Annotated in this window: 14 protein-coding genes; 2 read left to right on the forward strand and 12 right to left on the reverse strand. The window is 35.1% G+C overall.

Translation table 11 applies throughout. The features are described from left to right. Positions 1–222 precede the first annotated feature (222 nt). A complete protein-coding gene (locus EKM00_RS11080; RefSeq protein WP_126516209.1) occupies positions 223–2,142 on the forward strand; it encodes a metallophosphoesterase family protein in 1,920 nt (639 codons plus the stop codon). A 68-nt stretch (positions 2,143–2,210) separates the two neighbouring features. Here the strand turns inward: EKM00_RS11080 and EKM00_RS11085 are convergent, their stop codons facing one another. From EKM00_RS11085 to EKM00_RS11095, 3 genes are all read right to left on the reverse strand, one after another. Continuing rightward, the gene (locus EKM00_RS11085; RefSeq protein WP_126455407.1) at positions 2,211–4,010 is read right to left on the reverse strand and encodes an alkaline phosphatase; all 1,800 of its coding nucleotides are present in this window, start codon (positions 4,008–4,010) and stop codon (positions 2,211–2,213) included. Between the two features lie 251 nt (positions 4,011–4,261). After that, complete coding sequence (locus EKM00_RS11090) at positions 4,262–5,956, reverse strand: RagB/SusD family nutrient uptake outer membrane protein (protein WP_126455409.1); 1,695 nt, start codon at positions 5,954–5,956, stop codon at positions 4,262–4,264. 15 nt (positions 5,957–5,971) lie between these two features. Beyond that, positions 5,972–8,923 (reverse strand): SusC/RagA family TonB-linked outer membrane protein, encoded by a 2,952-nt coding sequence (locus EKM00_RS11095; protein WP_126516210.1) that lies wholly within the window; start codon positions 8,921–8,923, stop codon positions 5,972–5,974. Between the two features lie 661 nt (positions 8,924–9,584). Between EKM00_RS11095 and EKM00_RS11100 the strand changes: the two genes are divergently transcribed. Then, on the forward strand, positions 9,585–10,166 hold the full coding sequence (locus EKM00_RS11100) for a helix-turn-helix domain-containing protein (RefSeq protein WP_126516211.1): 582 nt from the start codon (positions 9,585–9,587) through the stop codon (positions 10,164–10,166). A 67-nt stretch (positions 10,167–10,233) separates the two neighbouring features. Here EKM00_RS11100 and EKM00_RS11105 read toward each other — a convergent pair whose 3' ends face one another. The 9 genes from EKM00_RS11105 to EKM00_RS11145 are packed head-to-tail and all read right to left on the reverse strand — an operon-like array spanning position 10,234 to position 22,780. Beyond that, complete coding sequence (locus tag EKM00_RS11105; RefSeq protein ID WP_126454759.1) at positions 10,234–10,917, reverse strand: phosphonatase-like hydrolase; 684 nt, start codon at positions 10,915–10,917, stop codon at positions 10,234–10,236. After that, entirely contained in the window at positions 10,914–12,077 is a 1,164-nt protein-coding gene (locus EKM00_RS11110) for a TIGR03364 family FAD-dependent oxidoreductase (protein WP_126516212.1), read from the reverse strand. Before EKM00_RS11110 ends, EKM00_RS11105 begins: the two co-directional genes overlap by 4 nt. Then, on the reverse strand, positions 12,061–13,365 hold the full coding sequence (locus EKM00_RS11115; RefSeq protein ID WP_126516213.1) for a DUF5690 family protein: 1,305 nt from the start codon (positions 13,363–13,365) through the stop codon (positions 12,061–12,063). The genes EKM00_RS11110 and EKM00_RS11115 overlap by 17 nt, the downstream gene beginning before the upstream one ends. Then, the gene (locus EKM00_RS11120; RefSeq protein WP_126516214.1) at positions 13,365–13,553 is read right to left on the reverse strand and encodes a hypothetical protein; all 189 of its coding nucleotides are present in this window, start codon (positions 13,551–13,553) and stop codon (positions 13,365–13,367) included. The genes EKM00_RS11115 and EKM00_RS11120 overlap by 1 nt, the downstream gene beginning before the upstream one ends. Position 13,554: 1 nt before the next feature. Continuing rightward, positions 13,555–15,147 carry a purple acid phosphatase family protein gene (locus tag EKM00_RS11125; RefSeq protein ID WP_126516215.1) on the reverse strand — a complete coding sequence of 531 codons (1,593 nt, stop codon included), beginning with the start codon at positions 15,145–15,147 and terminating at the stop codon, positions 13,555–13,557. 13 nt (positions 15,148–15,160) lie between these two features. Next, entirely contained in the window at positions 15,161–16,513 is a 1,353-nt protein-coding gene (gene pbfA / locus EKM00_RS11130) for a (R)-1-hydroxy-2-aminoethylphosphonate ammonia-lyase (protein ID WP_126516216.1), read from the reverse strand. A gap of 14 nt (positions 16,514–16,527) precedes the next feature. After that, positions 16,528–18,177 carry an alkaline phosphatase family protein gene (locus EKM00_RS11135; RefSeq protein WP_126516217.1) on the reverse strand — a complete coding sequence of 550 codons (1,650 nt, stop codon included), beginning with the start codon at positions 18,175–18,177 and terminating at the stop codon, positions 16,528–16,530. 6 nt (positions 18,178–18,183) lie between these two features. Continuing rightward, positions 18,184–19,686: a SusD/RagB family nutrient-binding outer membrane lipoprotein gene (locus EKM00_RS11140; protein ID WP_126516218.1), complete on the reverse strand. Its 1,503-nt coding sequence runs from the start codon at positions 19,684–19,686 to the stop codon at positions 18,184–18,186. A gap of 10 nt (positions 19,687–19,696) precedes the next feature. Next, complete coding sequence (locus EKM00_RS11145) at positions 19,697–22,780, reverse strand: SusC/RagA family TonB-linked outer membrane protein (protein ID WP_126516219.1); 3,084 nt, start codon at positions 22,778–22,780, stop codon at positions 19,697–19,699. Positions 22,781–23,242: the final 462 nt, after the last annotated feature.

Raw genomic sequence — 23,242 nt, forward strand, 5'->3', positions numbered from 1 at the left:
ACTTCGAGTCATTACAACAAAAACTGGACAACTGTTTAATAAACGCTTAGCAACACATTAATCGAGAACCCAAACGGCCTAATATCCTCTGCAATTGCTAAAAAACCAACAAAATCTAAAACCTAATCCGAAAAATAACATTCTCTTAAAGGATTTGTATCCTTTTTTGGTTACCCTTGTACCGTTCGATACAACTAAAACCTCAATATATAAACTTCATCTATGAGTCGTATAATAATATATTTATCCTTTCTGCTTTGTCTTTACTCTACTGTTTCAAAAGGGCAGGCTCCACCCGAGGAATTAAAAATTGCTTTTCTGGCAGATGTTCATTTTCAGGATATATATGGAACCTTACAAGACAGCGATTATAAAGGAATCACCAATCCTAAGAACGGAAAGCATACTTTATTAAGAACGATGGAATCGCAGTTACATTCGACTCGGATTTTTAATGAAAACTATTTTGCGTTTTCCGCAGCCCTAGATGATATTGTACAAAGAGGAATAAAAATCGTGGCGCTTCCGGGTGATTATAGTGATGACGGACAACCACTTCACATTCGGGGTTTAAGGCAGATCCTTACTGATTATACTAAAAAATATGGGATCCAATTCTTTATCACCACAGGCAATCATGATCCTGCCGGACCTTTTGCTCAGGAATCTGGAAAAAATGATTTTTTGGGCAATCAAGGAAAACGCCAGCCTATTTTTAGTAAAAAAGGATTATATAAACCCAATAGCAATGATGAAAATACGGTAGTAATAACCCAAGATATTGCCAAAATGGGATATCTCGGTATTACAACTGAACTGAAAGATTTTGGTTTTTCCCCAAAAGAAAGCGATTTATTCTGGACCACTCCTTTCTGCAATTATTCATTAGACAATTATACTTATAAAAAAGCAACAGAAGCCTCTTCTTTGACTAATAGAACCTATTCCGTAACGCCGGGATATTCCGTGCCTGATGTGAGCTATGTCGTAGAACCCGTTCCGGGACTTTGGTTACTGGCTATTGATGGTAATATTTATATTCCAAAAAAAGAGGCTTCTGAAAACTCAAAGGACTCCAAAGAGTATTCTGATGCAGATTTAGGCTACAATAAGGTGCTTTCTCATAAAAAACACCTGATAAAATGGATTGAAAAAATAAACGTAGAGGCTAAAAAGAGAGGGAAAACCCTAATCGCATTCAGCCACTTTCCAATGGTAGAATTTAATGATGATGCGTCCACTGAAATTGAAAAATTAATGGGCAAAGGAAAATGGCAATTAGACCGTGTTCCGGAGGAAGAAGTCGCAGAAACCTTTGCTGATGCTGGATTGAGAATCCATTTTGGCGGACACATGCACATCAACGACACAGGTGTTCGAAAAACTAAAAAAGGAAATACGCTGGTAAACATTCAAACTCCTTCTTTGGCAGCCTACATTCCTGCCTACAAACTGCTCACTGTCAAAGAAAATGAAATCATGGAAATTGAAACGATACCAATCACTGAAGTGCCCCGATTCAATGAACTTTTTGATCTTTATAAAATAGAATATGAATTTTTGAAAAGCCAAAATACCGCAGACCTCTGGAATAAGGACATTTTAGAAACAAAAAACTATCTCGATTTTACCGATTTCCATCTGAAAGAATTGGTCAGATTACGCTTTTTACCAGACGATTGGCCGGAAGAATTTAAAAATTTTATTTTAGAAGTTTCCGCTGAAGAATTGCTCCTACTCGCCAATATAGAATCTACAGCAGATTATAATACCATTATAAACCGCAAGAGCAATTTTAAGGAAGCTTGGAAAAAAGCAGAAAACAAACTAAAGCAACAATTAAAAGAGAATCAGTTCAATCAAAGTGATTTTAAATGGTCTGGTTTAGAGCTGATCACCGACTTTTATCGCATTCGAAGTGCTGATGAATTGGCTATAGCCGAAATTGGTAAAGAAAGAATAAAACAATATCAATTTATTATCGCTTCGTATCTTGACCATCAAAAGGGAAGAAAATTAAATCCTGAAAATCAAACAGCAAAAAATACAATTCTTTTTCTGACCATTCTGAATAAGTTCTTAAACGGAGCTCCTTCAGATCATTTTTTTGTTGATTTGAAATCGGGTGTTATTCAAAAATAAAAAAAGAGATACCTTTTATTGATATCTCTTTTCTCTTTAGATTTAATTTTTATGAGAATACAAACAAATTATTTAAGCTCCAATACTTGTTTGATTTTATGAAAAACTTCATTATTTTCATATACACCAGAAAAAATATCCGATTGCGGTCCATAGCTAAATATCGGCACCATAATTCCAGTATGATCATCAGTTGTAAAATCGCCTTCAATCATTTTGTCTTTTAAATTTCCTTGCGGTAGTGTAAACCCCGATGTCTCATGATCTGCGGTGACAATAACCAAAGTGTTGCCGGTTTGATCCGCAAATTTTATAGCCTCGGTTATCGCTTTGTCAAAATCAATTCCTTCCGAAACAATTCCGGGTACATTATTCGCATGACCGTAGGAATCAATCTGAGCGCCTTCAACCATAAGAAAGAACGGTTTATTCTTGGCATTCAAAAATTCCAATCCGTTTTTTGTGGCTTCTGCCAATAAATTTCCACGTCCTTTTAAAACACTGGGAACCGTATTTTCAGAGAAAAAAAGACCAACTTGATTCTTATTACTATTGGCAACATCTGCAATGGAATTTAAAATTGAAAAATCAGTTTTAGAAAAACCAGCAGCGAAATTTCGGCTTCCGCCACCCATAAAAAGTGAAATCTTACTATTTATAAGATCATTTGCGATGGCTGCTGTCATATCGCGCTCTTTTTGGTGCGAATAAAAAGACGCAGGGGTCGCTCCTGTAATATGATCCGTGGTGATTAAACCCGTACTAAAACCCTTTTTGCTAAGGACTTCCATAATGTTTTCAGTAGGAATCCCTAAGGAATCCACTCCAATTGCCCGATTGAAGGTTTTTTTACCAATAGCTAATGCGGTGCCTGCTGCAGCTGAATCGGTGGTAAAATCATCAGAAGATTGCGTTTTTATAAACCCTATCGATTTTAATTGCGTCAGTGTCAATTGGCCACCATTAGCCAAAACAGCACTAGAAATCTGAGCAAGTCCATTCCCGTCGCCTATAAGCAGAATTATATTTTGTATAGGACTGTTTTTCTTGTCAGACAAATAAGTAGGTGTGTAAACCGGCGAATCAATCGTATTGTAAAAAACTCTGCTGTCTAAGGAATTCAAATAGCGTGAACTCTCGTAAGGCATGTCGGTATTTATAAAATCGACTCCGAGATCCTTGAACGTTTTCCATGCGGTTTTAGAATCTGGACAACCCCAAAAACGGAATGGTTTTCCATAACTATGCGCCTTATTGATTGCTTCGGATACCTTTTTGTAATCTTCGGCAGTAAGACGTCCTTTTCCGTTCCAAGATGAAAATTCACTGAAACTTTTGCTGATTATCGCCACCTTTTCCCATTGTTCTTTTTCTGGAATACCAGCAAAACTTTGATAATCAAATTGAATGTAATTAGGGTATTGTGTATATGTTTTTGCTTCTGGTCGGTTTCCAGATATCACAATGGAGAAATTTTTATTGTTTATTACATTAGGGTAATTTTCTAAAACAGCGATCAGTTTTTTTAACGTTGCAACAGACTCGGTTTTAATATCAATCAGTAATTGTATGGGTTGCTGATTTCCCATTTTTAGTGTCATTACTTGTTGCAAAGGATCTAAATACAGCTTTTCAAGGGTACGTTCTTTTTTGATATCGGTCTCGGTATGGCTTACATACAAGTTGTTATCCTTCAAAAAAACATCCGCTTCAATAGAATTCAAACCATTAGCATAAGCGCTCCAAAACGGAATATTTTGTTCATAATCATTATGAGAATGTATTTTATATTTTTGAATGTCTTGTGCCTGAATGAACTGCAAAGAAAACAGCAAGGCCAGAACTGAAATTTTAATAGATTGGGTCATAGTATAAATTGTAAAAAAAGAGTAGTGTTAACTCGTTGGGTTTAATTATTTAAAACATCAGTTCGAGTGTTTTTTGTCGAGTAAAACGGAACAAAAAATGTATCGAGAACCGTATTTAATTATGTAGACCTTTCGGCTGCTATTACAGTTCACCGAAAGGTCTTTAATAAAATTATATTTTATGACGTGATTCAGTAGCTTAGTTTAATTTTCTCCTTTAAAACCATGCTAAAACCACTTTTTTGATCCAATTAATATCCTGCGTTTTGAACTAAATATCCAGGCTTGTCTGAAGCTCCATCAATAGCAGATTGTGGAATTGGAAAAAGACGTTTCTGAACATTACCATCCGTTTTTTCGGTCCAGGTTCCTTCATATTTTCCAAAACGAATCATATCCGTACGTCTGAGCATTTCCCAGTAAAATTCAAATCCACGTTCTCTGTACAAAAGATCGAGTTTCATTGAAGTTAGGGCTGGCGGAACAATTCGGGCTGTTCTTGAAGCTCTTACCAAGTTTACATCGGCTAGTGCTCCACCTGCATCATTTGATTTACGAAGTTTAGCTTCGGCACGCATCATGTACACATCGGCCAAGCGAAGAATAACAATATCGGCATCTCCTCTATTTCTCCCGTTATCCGATTTTTTACTGAACTCATATTTCAATACTCTATACCCACTACTATACCCACTTCCTTCTGCTGTAAAATCTATTTTCTCTGTATGGTTGACTAGTTTTGTTTTATCCGCTCGAGTTATATTTCTCAGTTTACCAATTTTATATCCAATTCCGTCAGCACAACGAGCAAAGGGTTGCCCATTAGCAGTGGTAAGTAATCCATATTGCTGGCCTCTGATGATCCCGCGATCAATTTCAAAATTAGCTGCCGTAACGCACGAATCCGCAGGTATTATAAGATTCTTTTTAGAAAATCTAGGATCCATTGTTGCGGGATCCTTAGAGCCATAAGCAACGACCCAAGTCTGATAAAAATCAGATGTAATGGCTGGACCGTCAGTTCCATTTGCTTTTACAAATGCGGGAAGCGGAAACCGGTCGCCGGATAAGGAGAAATAAGCCAAACGATTATGACCGTTCAATTCTGCTCGTTGATCAACAGCAAAGATTAACTCTTTGTTGGTATGGTTTTCATCATCAAATATTTCAAAATATTCAGAGGAAAGATTGTACTGTCCGGACTCAATAATTTTAGAAGTATACAAAATAACCTTATCCATGTCCTCTGATTTGAAATCAAAAGTACTTGCATATGGATTCCGATACACTGCAGCATTTAAGTGCAAACGAGATAGAAGTCCCCATACAGCACCTTGCGTAATACGACCGGGTCCTGAAGTTTTAGAAACCTCATTTTCAATAGACAAAAATTCGTTTTTAATATAATCTACCGCTTCAGAACCACGTAAAACAGTAGAAATTTCCGCAGGGTTTTCTTTTACAAAAATTAATCCAAAAAGATCTAAACTCAACATAGAGTAATACGCTCGTAGCCCTTTGGCCTCAGCCAAATAAAGTTTAGCCGCAGGATTGCTTGCTGCCAGCGGACTTAGTGCATTGATTGCTGTCACGGATCTCGAAATACCTTGAGTAATGGATCCCCAAGTATCTTTTATTCGAATGTGGGAGCTGCTGTAAGTATGACGATGCATATCAATAAAAATCCCATTATCACCCCAATCAGTTCCTCCTCGATAAGGCAAAATAGCTTCATCCGTTGATATTTCCTGAAGTGTAAAATAACTGGTGTGTAAAAATAATCCCGGTAAAACAGCATAAGCAGGTGCAATACTTCCATCGGCAACCGCACCTGATGTAGCACCGCCAGTTAGGGACTCGTCTAAAACTTCTTCCTCAAGTGTTGTACAACCAAATTGCAATAAAGTGGTAAAAACGGTCAGTAATAGTATTATTTTATTTTTCATGTGAATTGTATTTAATTAAAAGGAAACATTAAATCCGAATAGGAATGTTCTTGCTTTAGGATAACTCAAATAATCGATACCGTAAGAAGTAACTCCAGCTACAGATCGATCTGAGTTGACCTCTGGATCATAACCGTCATAATCCGTAATGACAAATAAATTTTGTCCGGTTACAGAAAATCGCATGGAACTAATCCAATCTCCAACGCCAATCGACTCTGGTTTTAAAGTATAGCCAAAAGATACATTGTTTAAGCGAAGAAAAGCGCCATTTTTCAAGTATCGTGTTGAAATAGAAGCCGGGTTTGTAATCGACTCCGAAGAAAATTCTCCTGCTGGAGCAGTTGTGTTTAATGACTTGGCTAAGCGGGCTTTATAGAAATTGGAATTGGCTGTGTTGTCATAGATTTTATTTCCAGCAACACCATTAAAATTAAAGTTTAAATCAAATGCTTTGTACGCTAGATTACCATAAAAACTAAATAATTTATCTGGCAATGCACTTCCGGCTACAACACGATCTGCATCGGTATCCAAACCATCATTATTGGCATCTCTAAACTGGCTCATTCCTTGATCATTGATTCCAATAAATTCTTTCATAAAAAAAGTACCAATCGGTTGACCGTTTACATAACCGTTAATCGTAGCCGAGGAAAGTCCCGAGCCTGAAGCACTTCCTGTAGTGAGCACCGTAAATGGCGAGTTTTCGATTTTATTATCAATAAAAGATACGTTACCACCAAATCCAAATGAAATTCCTTTCTCACTTTTATACTGATACGCTAGTGCGAATTCCAAACCGCGATTGGTAATAGTCATGTCTTTTACATTAGTCCAATACGTCGAAGCGGGCTGTATGGGATCTGAGGGCACCACTTCAAGTAAAATATTATCTGAAACTTTATTAAAATAATCTATTGTTCCAGATAAAGCGCCTTTAAAGAATCCAAAATCCAAACCTACGTTAGTTTGTGTAGATACTTCCCACTGAATATCTGGATTCGCAAATCGAGCAAAAGTAGTTCCCCCAGGATAAGTGCCTGTCGGATAAAGCGGATAACTGGTGCTGCCACTCACTGAGGTTGTCGAGGAAGCTTGTGTGATTTTAGATGGGATTTCTTGATTTCCTGTTCGACCCCAACCAGCTCTTACCTTTAGATTGCTGAACGGACTTGCTTGCATGAACTCTTCTTCAGAAATTTTCCATCCTGCAGAAAAAGAAGGGAAATTTCCGTATTTATTGTTACTTCCAAATTTTGAAGAACCATCTCTACGAAAAGTCGCAGTTAATAAATACCGGTTTTGAAAACTATAATTCAATCTCCCAAAAAACGATTGTAATTCATTTTTAACCGCTGATCCCGAAGGCATATTATCTATTAAATCCAATTCTTGACCCAAACCTGGATTGTATTTTGGATCGATACCATTATCTTTAAATCGGTCAATACTCCAATGGCGGTATTGTACAAATGTTTTTTGAAAGGAATGCCCCGCCAAAAGCGAAAAATTATTCTCCCCTAAATCAAAATTATAGGTGATGTAATTCTCAATCAAAGTATTTTTATTATTGCTATAAAAAGAATCAAGACGACCATCCTCTTGAGGCAAAGTACTTGGTCTATTTTGAATATCGCGATCAGAACTGGAGTTGTCAACACCAAAATTGAGTTTATAATCCAATCCTTTGATGATTTCAAACGAAGGAGAAATATTAGCTATAATACGATTCGTTTGAGTCAAATCTTCATACAATTTCAGACGTATCAGAGGATTAAAAACATCCGGAAATATAGAAGGAGCTCCATTTTCATCATAAGCAGGATAAGTCGGATTGAGACTTAATGCAGTACCTATAAGACTTTCAATGGCCGGCCGCTCGCTAATGGTGTTAGTAGCATTCAGATTCAAATCAATCTTGAGTCTATCGTTAAGTAATTTTTGAGTAATATTAATTCTACCAGAAAGTCTTTTTAATTCACTATTTTTTATAATTCCTTGCTGATCCTGACTTCCTATAGAGGCAAAATAAGTCATATTATCAGCGCCACCACTTAAGGATACGTTATGATTTTGTGTAAAAGCGGCTCTCGTAATTTCTTTTTGCCAATTAGTAGAGCCCCCTAAATCCGTGAGCTCTCCGCCAATTTCAACAACTCTTGATCGAAAAGCGTCAGCACTATAAACCGGGATTTCTTTAGCTATACTTGAAGTCCCCAAACTAGTAGAATACGTTACTTTAGACGCCCCTTTTTTTCCTCTTTTGGTAGTAATCAAAATAACACCATTAGCACCTCTTGCTCCATAAATAGCAGTTGCAGAAGCATCTTTCAATACATCAATTGATTCTATATCATCAGAATTTATAAAACTAAGCGGATTGGTAGCTCCTCCTGTACCTGAATTATCAAGAGCAAAGCCATCGACAACAAATAAAGGCGTGCTTCCCGAACGAACACCACCTTGACCACGTATGCTTATGGTTTGATTACTTCCTGGTTCTCCGCTTGCTGATGTGATGTTAACCCCCGAAACCTTACCTTGAATCAATTGTTCTGGAGAGGTAACGATACCACGATTAAACTGATCACTTTTTACAGAAGTAACTGCACCTGTAACATCACTCTTTCGTTTAGAACCATATCCAACTACTACCAAATCATCTAATTGCAGAGCGCTTGATTGCAACTTTATATTTAATTTATTATAGTTTTTAAGGATTACTGATTGTGTTTCAAATCCTATATAAGAAAACACTAAAACATCGCTAACGGATGCCTTAATATTAAACCGACCATCAAAATCGGTTACTATTCCTTGTTTATTTCCCTTTACCAAAACATTAACACCTGGTATTGGAGAATTTGCATCATCTAATACTACTCCTGTCACTTCTGTTTGTGCCCAAGAGTCCACAGAAAACACCATTAAAAGAAATAGCATCAAAAATTTAATTTTTTTCATTTTTTATTAATTTGTTTATACCGGGCAAATGAAGTCGATAATTGCCAAACAAATGTTAATTAAGAAACAAGAAAAAGTAAATTTTAAACAAGAAAAAGTGAATATTAGTTAAAAAAATAGAAATACAAATAACGTAAAATAAGTACAAAACGACTTCTTACATTTAGAAAATCTATTTAATTTTTTTACCTTTCATTAATTTAATTACTTATATTCTACAGCTATTTAATATCAAAAATATTAAAGCTATTTATTTTTAAAAAAAACAAATACAATGAATTAGATATTTTTTTTTTAAAATTAGAAGCAAATTAGCTCTTCAAATAAATTACTTAAATTAGAAATAATGACTAATTTTTATTAAAAAAAAATCATTCAGACTGAAATTTTTGAAACAAATGCGTTAAAAATAAAATTAAAATAATAGACCAAACAGATAATAAAAATTTAACCTTTGTATAATATAATTTTTTACCATTTTAAAAAAACTTTCCTCATTTATTTTAAAGGAAAAGGGATATTCCTAAGATACTCTGTACTAAAACATAAAAATTTTTTTAATATTCTTTCTGATTCTGATAAAAGAAAATGCGTAAAAACAATAAGGCGGCTTTTTTATATCAAGTTAAATTTGGATATTCGTACTAAATACAAACAAGCTATGAATGACTATTTAATAGGTATTGGAAAAAGAATTAAAGATATTCGAAAAGCCAATAAAAAAACCATCAGCACTGTCGCTAGCGCTGCTGATGTAAGTAATGGCCTGATTTCCAGAATTGAAAATGGGAGAACTATTCCCTCTTTACCGGTATTATTGAATATAATTAATGCGTTAGAAATAAACGTTTCCGATTTTTTTGAAGGTATGCCTAAACCTTCAGAACTTAGTTATATTGTATCTAGATCCGAAGAAAATGCGATTATCGAAAAGGAAGATGAGGCCAAAGGCTTTACTTATAAATATATTTTTGGCAAACAACTTTCCTCAATTGGATTTGAAGCTGTTTTACTTGAAGTGCAACCTAATTCTCAAAGAGACAAGGTAGAAACGGATGCTTATGAATTCAAATACATGATTTCTGGTGAATGTTCTTATATGATTGGTGATAAAGAAGTGCTTTTAAAAGAAGGTGATTCTCTCTTTTTTGATGGACGAATACCTCATGTGCCTGTCAATAAGGGACTAATTTCTGCTAAAATGCTAGTGCTTTACTTTTTTTTAAACACTGGAAAAGAATAATTTTTAAAAAAAAACTCCCCTTTTTAGTATATCAAAAAGGAGAGTTCAAAAAATAACTAAACAAAAATCATAAAAGAATCGCTCTTAATTCATTTAAATTTTCTATGATATAAGTTGGATTTGCTTCTTGTATTTGAGTTCTATTTTGAGCTCCTGTCAAAACTCCAATAGTAATACCACAATTAGCATTTTTACCCTCTTCAACATCTATAGCTGAATCACCAACTTTCATTACTTTTTCAGCATTATTTACACCTGTATTTTTCATTGCCAAAAGAATCATATCTCCTTCCGGTCTTCCATTTTCTACATCATCAGCTGTTATTAATCCGTCAATTGTTTCGCCTACAATCCAGCCTAATTTTTCTAATAACAAATGAGCCGTTTTACTGTCATAACCTGTATTTAAAACCACTTTAATATTACTAGCTTTTAAATCTTTAAAAAGTTGCTCTGTCCCCTCAAAAGTTTTTATTTCTAAAATATCATAGGCATTTTTTAACGCTATTTTAAATTTTGAAAAGGCAGCGTCAGCAATCTGACTAACATTATTAAGGCGCGAATATTCTTTTAAAACATCTGTAATCGCCTGATGTTTTTCTTTTCCCGCTCCATACTTCAAAACATCTTCTAAACTAACATTAAATCCTTCATCATTAATCACTTTTTGTACAGTCTTGTAAACGACATTGCCTTCATTAACTGTTGTTCCGGCCATATCAAAGACCACCAATTCTATTCTTTGTTTCATTCTTTTGTATTAAAAATTTTATTTATATTTTCTTTGGAAAATCCGGCACTTGCTGTCATTCCCTTCCCGCCTATTCCTGTTATGATATGAATATTATTATCTATTGTATGCTCAAAAACATCCTTAGTTTTACATTGCGAATACAGGCCATACCATCTGTTTTGAATTTCATAATTGGGCAAATCAATTATTTTTTTGGCTTCTTCGATCATGAAATTATCAATATCCATGTCTAAATCAAAACCCAAATCATCACTATTTTTGGCGTCAGCATACTGATGGGAATCGCCCAAAATGACGGAACCATCAGCCGCTTGTTTGAATAAGATATGTACGCCCCATTTTTTTTCTAAAGAATTTGGATCTTCATTTGATTTAATTGATTTAAAGGAAGGACATTCATAAAACGCTTCGTATCTCCTGATGGACAAGCCTGTAAGTATCGAGCCGTCAAGTGTATAATTTTGCTGCGGTTTGGTTTGCATCATTTGCAACTTCGAAACCTCTAAATCACTTTCGTTAAAAAGCTTTGGAAACAAGTTTTTAAACTCATTCCCATTACAAATAATCACTTTACTGGCTATGAATTCTTCATTTGCAGCACTTGAAAGAGAGACTCCGCTTGGCGTAGATTCACAATTAATAATACTGGTATTGGTGATTAGTTTTAGCCCCATATTCTGAATCATAAACTCTTGCAACCTGTAAATCATCGTTCTAGGTTCCACCGTAACTTCTTCAGGGAAAAACAATCCTGCTTTTACATAATCGGAACGCAAACCCGGATACTTATCCAAACATTCTTGTTTAGTCAACAAATGGGATTGATACTGATTCGATTGATTAATTTGAGCCAACTCTTCAATTAATTGCATTTCTTCCTCATTCGAAGCCAAATAAACCGAGCCATTTTGACGGATTGAAATATCAAATTGGCTTTGAATTTCTTTATAGATCGCTAAACTTTCTCTTCCGTATGCCTGCCATTTTGAGTCCATTCCTGAAGGAACAACTTGTCCGAAATTTTGAATTGTAGCTCCTTTTGGCATTTTATCTTTTTCTATAATAGCTACCCGAAGTCCTTTTTTCAAGGCATGATAGGCGTGAAAAGTGCCTAAAACTCCGCTACCGACAACTATAAGATCATACATTGGTTTCATCTACTACTAATTTAAAATTTTCATTTTGATTTTTATGTTTTTTATATTTTCCTTTTAAATAAAGAGTTGAACTGATGGTGACAAGGACTCCAATTCCTGCAACCGAATACGCGCTGTACATAAAAAAATCAATCCAGGACAAACCAGATTGTCCAAAATTCTTATACAACAAAACAAGAACACTTCCTAAATAACCAAAGGCATCGGCAAGGTAAATCAAGAAACCGGCATTCCCTTTGATCCGGAAAGCTCCTATAAAACGATCAAAAAATAGACAATTAAAAGGGACGTAACAAATATATAATCCAAAGCCCGAAACGACCATCCAAGTGAATGGATCTAAATTTCCGGAGTGAAATAAATAGGTTGAAAATCCTAAGGAAATTGATCCTACCAAAAGCAAAAGTTGGTAAAAAAATAAGGCTTTTTTATTGTCTCTAAAATAAAAAGCAAATCCTAAAACCAACAATACAATGAAAGCAACCCATGTTTCAGAACTCGAATAGACTGATACATCCCCTTTATACCCAATAGTATCCCATAATTCTCGGGAAAAATTGTCTCTAAAATCTCTAAAAGCGGTCAGGAAGGTGTAAAATAAAACCCATATCGTTATTGGAAATAAAAATTGCAACAACAACTTTTTCCTGTCTTTTCCAACCATCGGAATACGTTCGGAGCGCAGTTCAATATCTTCTTGTGTGGGCTTTGGAATTCGTTCCAATAGCCAACTAAAAAACAATAAAGGTAATACAAATAATGCTCCTGTGATGGCAGGCATCCAAAACTCCGAAAATCCCCAAGATGTCATTACAAAAAGTCCAACTGATTTCACGACCCCACTGGAAACGATAAAACTGGTGCTAAGAGCTACCCCTAATATTTCAGTGAATTTACGGCCTTCAAGATAGGAAAAAACAATTCCCCAAATCATTCCCAGAGGAACTCCGTTCAGGAACATAAAAACTACATTATAGGGTTGGGGCACCAAAGCAAATAAAACCAAAGCCAGTTCCGCAATGAGAATTAATCCCACCAAATAATACGCTCGTTGGTTGGCTTTTAATTCGGAGACCACTTTAATTCCAATAAATTTAGAAAATGCATAACCCAATACTTGTGCGATGATTAGAATAATTTTGTAATCAATATGAAATACTTCCATCCCTTCAAATGTGGCTACACTAAAGGGCTTCCTGAAGGCATACATACAGAAGTAAGCACCAAACGAAGCCAGTGAAGCATTCAATATAAAAGGAATATTCGATTTTTTTACTAACTTTTTCATTAGTGTTTGAATACTTTTATCGGGTTGCCTTTCATTTCAGCATCTTTCAATTTGCGATCTAAAACCTGTAAAACGGTGGGGGCGATTTGAGTGCTAAACAACTGTTCTGTTGTTTTAACGTCACTAAATACAGTATTACTATTTCCAAAAAAAGCGGGTAAACTCGTTAGTACAACTGACTTTTTCATGTTATTTTGTTTTAAATGTTGCAACATCAGACCAATCGCTCCAGTTTAAATTCTGATCTCGGTAACGAACGCGCCAATAATAAGTAAGATTTGTTTCCAATCGATTGCTGTGCTCATCGGTAAGATCATCATTCTCTTGTCTGTTTACTTTATAATACCAGTTCTCGTGTTGTTTCCAACTATCAAAAATTGGCTTTTCAAATTCTTTAGTTTTAGAAATTTGCCAATGGGAAGCAGCGTGAAAAGCGCCTTCAAATTCGCTGCTAAAGACACCCGCTTTTAACAGTACTTCGCTAAGATCAACCGCTATAAAATCAGCAGGAGAAACCGGTTTAGGAATATTAGGTTTGCGTTCGTTTTTATAAATAACGACTTGGTCACTTACTTCATTAGCTTTAAATTGTTCTTCATTTCCTCTGCTTATCCTTTTAATCGTAAACTTTGGATCTTTTTTATTGGCATCGACCTCAACCATTACAAACCCATACTCATCTTGTGTAACGGTAAACTCATCGTAATCTTTTCCCTCAAACTCTCCCCAATTATCTATTGCTCCTCCAGCTGAGGCAACATTTATCCACAAATGTTTATGGTCTTTTGATTGCCCCCTAGAATAGCCATGAGTATGCCCAAAGAAGTGAATACTCGGCTTTCCTGTTTTCGTGGTAAAATCTTCTAATAATTGGACCACTTTACCAGTAAAATTAGATTCTCCTGGGATCCATAATTCCGATTTATGTGGATGATGCAATTGGGCAAAAACAAAATCTATTTCAGGATTTTTAGCCGTTTCGTCTAAAAGTTTTTGCAACCATTCGTACTGATGTTTACTATCGCTGTAGCCCTCATTAGAGTTTAAGCCTATGATTCTCGTGTTTCCGTAATCTTTATGCCACCAATGTTCCGCATAAGCAGGTGAACCATTTTCTGGAAGACTGAAATATTTAAAATAATAAATACTGTTTTTTTCATGGTTTCCCAGAACAGGATATAAAGGAACTGTAGAAAAAAGTTTTTCGGCAGGATTAAAAAAATCATTTTTCCATTGGGAATAATTCGTACCATTTTCTACCAAGTCCCCTGGAATTAGAACCATAGCTAAATTATTAGATATTTTACCCGGAAATTCTTTTTGTAAATAGTCCAGAATTCCCTGATTTACAATCTCAGAAAATTTGTCTGGATTGTTATGATCCTTTTGCATGTCACTCATGGCAATGATATTAAAAGATTCTGCCTGAGTGGATAAGGGTGGCGTTTTAAATTCAAAAATATCCGATTGAACTCCTTTAGTAAGTACACGGTAATAATAAGCGGTATAATGATTTAATCCTTCTAATTTCACCTCGTGAATTCTGGCAGAACTATAATTAACATCAAAAGATTTTCCGGATGTTCTTTTCCCTAATTTTCTTGTCAATCCCCATTCTACAATACTTTCTTCTCCCGAATTTGTTTCCCAAAGGATTTTTATAGAGTTGGGATAAGCATCTTGTAGATAGGGTTGAATGGTTATTTTTACTAAATTTTCTTGTCCCTGAATCGATAAAGAAGGGATCAAAAATAGGGCTAATAATAGGCGTAAATATTTCATTTTTATTGTTTTTCTAATTTTGTACTGATGCTAAACTTTCTTCTAAAATTTGTAAAGCATCCATCAATTCTACTCTACTAATAGTTAATGCCGGCGATAATTGCAATACATTTCCTACCGAAACTTTAAAACTAAGGCCCCGCTTCAAACAAGCATACATCACTTTTTCAGCCTCAACAATCGCTTTTTCTTTGGTAATTCGGTCTTTTACTAATTCTATGCCCCACAAAAGACCTATGCCGCGAACATCACCAATAAGTGAGAATTTTTCTTGAAACCTATTTAATTCGGATTGCATATAAATCGCATCTTCCTGTACTTTTGCTAAGAGATTATTTTCTTCAATAAATTGAATTGTTGTTAGCCCTGCGATGGCTCCAATTGGACTTTTTTCGTGCGTATAATGTCCCAATGAAACAGCGCCAAAAACGTTATATTCATCTCTGGTAATAGTTGCAGCCTGTGGAAAAATACCGCCTCCTAAACCTTTGCCCAGACACAAAATATCAGGTTCGATATCATAATGTTCAAAAGCAAACATTTTTCCGGTTCTGCCTAAAGCAATTGGAATTTCATCCAAGATCAATAAAACACCGTAGCTGTTACAGAGGTTTCTAGCCTCTTTCCAAAAATGTTTCGATGGAATTTGTACATCGGTATTTCTAATAGTTTCCACTATAAAAGCACCAATATCTCCTTCTTTAGCAAAAACATACTCTAGGTATTCTAAACATTTATTTTCGTTATTTTCAAAAATACCACGATAGGTAACCGGAGGAGGAATTCGTTCAATTCCGGGCAATAACGGCCCCATATATTCTCTAAAAACAGACTCGCCGCCCACACTGATTGCATCTAAAGAAGCCCCATGAAAAGAGTCCCAGAAAGAAACAACTTTAAACTTTTTAGTTATGGCTCGCGCTAATTTCAAGGCGATCCCCACAGCCGAACTTCCGTTAGGCGTTAAAAGGATTCTGTTTAAACTTCCCGGACATAAACTGGCTAATTTCTCCGCAAAATTAATGGCCGGTTCGTTTGTGAATCTTCTTGGCGAAAAAGACAAACTTTGTAACTGTTGGCTAATATTTTTAATCAGTTTAGGATTCGAATACCCTATTTGATGCACGTTATTCCCATGAAAATCATAATATTTTTTACCAGAAACAGAAGTTATAGTAGCATCATTACAATCGTTTAAAACATCCAGACAAGGCGTTGACAAAGCCTGATGCAAAAAATATCGGGCATCTTTCTCTAAAAGTACTTTTGTTTTTTCATCAACTGCTGTGGCCAACCAATCCTTGCGCGCCGCTGTAAGATTAATATCGCCTTCGGTTACACTATTTATGGGGATTTTGTGTTGCATCTTAATTATAATAGCTATTGAGCGTTTAAAACTGTTGTGGGAATAATCTGTTTTGGGATGTCTTTACTTTCATAAAACACATCCAACCAGCCACCGCCTCCGGCATTAAAATAAACGATTTCCATAGGATGCATTCCTTCCTTAAGTACTATGCTTCCATCTTTTACGCTTACACCATGATCACCATCATTATCAACAACTTCAACAGCATTTACCCATAATTTACTTCCATCGTCAGAACGGGTATAGAAAGTGTAACTCCCTGCTTTTTCAATTCTAATTTGTGTTCTAAATCGAATAGCAGTATTCCTTTTAATTTCTTCTTTTAGACCATCTGTGGTGATTTCAAAACAGCTTCCTTTACTATCTGGTATTCTACTCTCTAAGGAAGGGATACTACTTAGATTGTCTAAGTAAAAAAGTTCGTAAGTTACTGGTGCTAATAATTTTTTTGATTTTACTCTATAGTAGGCCTCACTAACCATACTACTAATTTTTCCATTCTTGAAAATAGCACTTTTGACAACTGTATTTTGATTAGTATTAAAAGGGGTGGTATAGGCTTTTGAAAATTTTGTGGGCATTGTTCCATCAACTGTAAAAAATATTTTTCCATCCTGGTTTGGATTTTCAATACTAATTTCAGCAACGACATCGAACAAGCCTCCTGCTTTTTTATTGTATACAGCTTTAGGAAACATTATTGGTTCTTTCAATCGCTCTGTCAAAGGGTAATCATCCATTTCTGAAAAACCCACAAATGCATTTTTTACTGGCTTTCCAATCCAGGCTTTGGGAGTTCTTAGCCCTAAAGCAAAAGCTACTGTTGCAGCATTGTCATACTGATAGACAGGATCTATTATTTTAAAATTTTTCTTAATCATTTTTCCCCAAAGTATAAATGGAATCTCTACTTCTTCGAGTGATTCCCCACCATGCCCCATTGCAACTCCACCATGGTCAGAAGAAATAATGACCAAGGTTTCATTTTCCATTCCAGATTTTTTTATAACCTCCATTACCGCTCCCAATAGTTCATCTGCTTTCTCCACAGATTTGTAGTATTCCGGACTTCCATGTCCATATTCATGACCGGCATGATCGTTATGATCAAAGTGAATAAAAGTGAAGGTTGGTTTTTTATCACTAATGTAGGCATTGGCTACTTTTGCAGTTTCATCTTCTGTTTTTGGGTTTACATCATAATCAACCGCGCTTTTTTCGAATAAACGTCCAAACCCGTCCCAATGATAAATGGCTCCAATTTCAGCATTTGGAATTTGTTTGTCAATCAAATGGAATATAGTTGGAAAAAGAAAATCCTCACTTTGGGTAACCGCCGGCAAAACAAAATTATTTTTTTCCCAACTATTTGAAGTTATACCGTGTTGCTCTGGACCTGCTCCCATTATCATAGAAGCCCAATTAGTACTTGAACTAGAAGGTAATACTGCTCTGGCATGAAGCGTGGATGCTCCTTCTTGCATGATTTTATGAAAATTAGGCGTTGTTGCATTTTCCAGCCCAGCAGGACTCAATCCATCAAAACCAATCACAATTACATGCTTGGGTTTTGCTTCAAGAGCGCTGATCTGCGCCTTTGCTGTACAAGACCATAAGGAAGAAATCCCTATGGCCATACTTAAAATTTTTATATAGTGCATCCTTGATTATTTTAACAACCACATTATGGCATTGATATCATCTGATCCTCCGTATTGACTAGTCAATGCAGCATTGACATTCATACTATTGGTTTCAAATTCAGATTGTGGATATTTCCATCGCATCGGAATTCTTAACCCATTTTTATTAGCAGACCCTACATTAAAAACGGGAATTCCTGTTCTTCTATAATTAAAATAGGATTCGCGCTCTGAGTTTTGAAAAAAGGCGACATACTTTTGACTCAAAATTTGTTCTAATCCATCTGCTGTATTTCCCTTATAAACAATATTGGCACTAGCTAAAAAAGTATCGATGTCAGTTGTGGAAACAGCATAAAACTCCATTGAAGCTTTGATCCCTAAATTATAATAAGTAGCCGCATCACCTGCAATCCATCCTCTATTAATGGCTTCAGCAATTCCAAATTGTTGTTCGGCATACCCAATTAAAATATACTCTTCTCCACTGTAAGTACTATAAAACCTTTTTTCGTTTGGATAAGAAAACTTTCCTTCATCTGATGCGACTTGCATGGCGCCTTGGTCCTCACCCGTATTCGCACCGATATAAGCGTTTAAATTTAAAGGATCATTTGCATCGTAATAAAATTGAGCAGGATCAGCTACTTTGTAGATTCTAGGATCATTATTTTGTTTTAAAATATCTAAATAGGTTCCTCCCATAATATTTCTGTTTCTGTTGAAACCATAACTACTTGGATTTAATTCATAATTATTGCCATTCTCATCTGAAAAACTACGGGCCATATTATCAGCAATTCCGGTCATAATTGGATATTTTTTTGGATTGGATACGATCTGATTAAATTTTGTTTTAACATCTATTTCTGTTGTTTTTTTACTCAAACTGATTAAAATTCTTAGATGAAAAGCATTAATGGTTTTTTGCCATTTGTCTAAATCTCCTTGAAATAAAAAATCCCCTTCAACAGCTCCAGTTCCAACTTCTCCCTTAGCAATAATTATTTGATCATTTGCCGCTTCAAGAAGTGCTAATATTTCTACGTAAACTTCTTTTTGGCTATCGTATTTAGGTTGTGTAATGGCATCAACACCTGCTGCTCTTAATGATTCTGTCATCGGGATGTCTCCCATTCTTTTTGTCATAAAATCTAAAAAGTAAGCTTTAAAAAACTTTGACAAAGCACCGTATTTATTTTTGGTATCTAAATTTGCAGCTTCTTTTTCCATCGCAACAACATTAGATAAGGTCGTATATCGTAAAGGTGCTGATCCCCAATTATAATCTTGAGATCCGTAATAATCAAACGATATTGTCCAAAATTGGTTGTCTCTTTGTGCATCAGACCAAGGACCTTCACCGAGATTATTCGTCACTCTTAACACCTCAGATAATAACATGGAAGGCGGAACGCTCGTGGCTCTGTTCGGATCATTCGTTAATTCATCAAAATTGGTACAGGAACTAATTATAAAAATTAGTGCAATGATTAGTATGTTTTTATACTTATTTAATGTTTTCATCTTTTTATTTTTAAAGTTTAAAGTTTAAGTTAAGACCATAACTTTTTACGGTTGGTGTTTGCAAAGGCGAAGAACCTTCGTTTAGAAATTGATCCAAATCGATGTTCTTATTTTTAGAGAAATACAATAAATCTCTTCCTATCAATGAGATAGAAGCTCCGTTTATAAATGAATTTTTCAGCGCAGATTGAGGCAAATTATAAGTAACACTTACTTCTCTTAATTTAAAGAAGGTTTTATCAATAATATTAGCCGCAGTTTTACCATGATATGATTTGGCATAATCTTGAAAATACATTTTTGTGGTATTCGCGGTATAAGTTCTGCTATCTGTCAACACATTGCCTTGTCCATCAGTAACTAATTCTCCTCCAGTAACTACTACTCCATCCGTGATATAAGACTTAATACCTTGTACATCATTGGCTCTTTCCGGAGTATCACTAAATTCATGTCTACCACTTTGCCACATTTTAAGATTGACATAATTTTCGATTTTACCGCCATATCTTCCATCAAAACTGAAGTTCAATACAAAGTTTTTATAACTAAGATTGTTGGTAACTCCTAAAGCCCAGTCTGGTGCCTTGTTTCCAATCTTAGTTTGATACGAATTCATTAAAGGTTTTCCGTCACCACCCACTATTAGTGCTCCGGTATTAGATCTCATAAAATCATAGATATAAAACCCGTCAACTCGTTCTCCAATTTTTATTAAACCATTGTTTTGAATACCAGCATAAACTTCTTTCAAATACTCTTTATAAGTAGACCAGTTTACATTAAAATTCCAGTTAAACTTTTTACTTGCTATAGCTTTAACGAACAAAGAAACTTCGACTCCTTTTGTTTTTGTTGTAATTCCGTTCGCTTTACTCCCTAAATATCCCGAAGTTTCAGAATATTTTAAGTCGAAAATTTGAGGCCCATTGGTATTTTCAAAATAAGTGACATCAAATCCAAATTTATTTTTAAGCATTCTGGTTTCTAAACCAACTTCTATTGAAGAGTTAAATGCAGGTTCTAAATCCGCATTGGATAAAACCTCTCCAACATATGCGGCATTATAAGTTTTCCCATCGATAGTAAATGGATCTCTTAGTCTATAGGTATCTTGGTTACTATAAATATCTAAAGAACTGCCTACTTTTGCATAAGAACTTCTTACTTTCAAATAATCTACATGAGGAATATTAATTAGCTCACTTACTATAGCACTTACACCCACAGAAGGATAAAAGAAGGTATTATTTTGTTTCGGCAATCTGGAATCAGTATCAAACCTTCCTGTAGCTCCTAAAAATAAGAATGATTTATACGATAAATCTAAAGAACCATAAGCGCTATTACTTTCAAAGTGACTCTTATAATTAGTGGGTTGAACCGGGGTTTGGGTATTGCTCAGGTTATATAATCCCGGAATAATTAAATAGTTCGTAGTAGCATAGGAATTTCTATACTTTTCCGTATTATTATTCAAACCTAGAGTGGCTTTTATATCAAAATTATTGATGGTTTTAGTATAATTCAGCATCAAATCCGAATAATTTTTGAATTTGTAATCGTATTGTTCTTTGTAATCCCCTTGTGCTTTTTCTCTTCCATAAGTCGTCATGGAATACGGGAATTTTTCATCTCTAAACAAATTACTCAATGCCACATTAGTTCTTAAAATAACATCAAAATTGGTATTAAATTTATGATTTAAACTAATTTGTCCGGAATAGTCATTTTTATAATATCCTTTTAACCATTCATAAGCCATAAAATAAGGATTGTTATAGCGCGTATATTCAAAGCTTTTTACTTGCAAACCTTCTTTTCCTTCTTGCCAGTAATCTCTCAAATCTCTAATATCATAATCCGCTCCTCCCCAAATCAGCATGTTATACAAATAACTGTTAGGACCGTATTGCACATTTGGGTTATTAGGAGAAGTTTGAAAATTAAAATTTGAACTCGCATCTACCCAAGTTTTATCACTTAAATTATATCGACCACTTAAGTTATAATTGTAGATGTTTAATTTAGTATTTGGATTAATCCCTTTTTGATAGGTATTGGAAACTGAGAATCGAATGTTACCCTTATCAAAGGTGGAAGCCAAAGCCAAGTTATCAGTAATTAGCAAACCGTCTTCCATAAAGTTTTTAAAATTATTAATCCCTCTGGCCAACCAAGGCGTTGCAATAAGATTTCCATTGGTATCCAATGGACTATCATATTGAGTAATTAATTGCCCATCAAACTTGGGTCCCCATTGATCATAATCCGCATCATTTATTCCTCCTCCTTTACCATCTTTAAAGGCATAATTACCATAAGACCCCGGCCCATAAGAATTTTGTGTATTAGGAATAGCATTAAATCCAGATTGAAATAAGGAATTATGATTAAACTCAACTACAAAACCTTTAGCATTTTTAGTTCCTCTTTTTGTAGTAATTTGTACCGCACCATTACCTCCTACAGAACCATACAAGGCAGCGGCATTAGCTCCCTTTAATACATTGATACTCTCTATATCGTCCGGGCTAATATTATAAGTATCCGTACCTAATGGAACTCCATCTACAACAATCAAAGGACTTTTTCCTCGCAAATATAATTTTGGACTGCTAAAAAATTCTGATGAGGCGGCAACTATTAAACCCGAAACTTTACCCGCAAGAGAATTCATAACATTTGCATCCCTTCCTCTTGATAAATCACCCTCAACTTCTTGAACAGAATACCCTAATTTCTTTTTTTCTTTCTTGATTCCTAAAGCAGTTACTACAACTTCATTTAAACTTTCTGAACTAGATTGAAGCACTATAACTGCACTTGTTAATTTAGAAGTATTAAAATCAACAGAATCAAAACCAATATAGGAGATTGTAATAATCTCATTCCCTTTTGGCAATTCAATTTCAAAATTACCATTCATGTCAGTTCCCACACCAGTGGTTTTTCCTTTAATAATGACAGTTGCGCCTGGCAACGATACGTTTTGTTCATCAACAACCTTACCCTTAAATGTAGTAGTTTGTGCAAAAATTAAAGATGTACTTAACATCAATAATAAGATCATACACGTTTTTAAATTTTTCATCAGACTCTTAAATAATTACTATTAGTAAATTTTACAAAGCAAATTTGATAAATATTTTACTATTAGTAAACTTTTTGATTTTAAGAAATCTTTAACAAGTCTTTATTCTATTGTCAATTAAATGTTAACTAATAAAAAAATCAAATAGGATAGATTCTATTAAAATGAAATCAAGCGGCCTCTCTTCGGTCGTTCTCTTTGTTCCGTTCGGCAGGGCTATTACATCCACAATACCGCTTCATTCCGTTACACTCCGCAGGCTACGTTCCACTGCATTCCAGCAGTATCATGTCTGTCGCCCTTTATTTTTTCAGCGGTTGCTCCTTCGCACAGCCATCAGGGTTGGCGCCGTTCCGTAAAAACGTCACTTCGCCCTAAATCAAGGAACGCCTTTGGCTGTCTTATATTTTTCCCTCGCCGTTTGACGCTGCTATTCCTTCTCTCTACTCCGCAAGCTACTAC

This window comes from Flavobacterium sp. RSP15 (genome assembly GCF_003968755.1).
Classification (GTDB): domain Bacteria; phylum Bacteroidota; class Bacteroidia; order Flavobacteriales; family Flavobacteriaceae; genus Flavobacterium.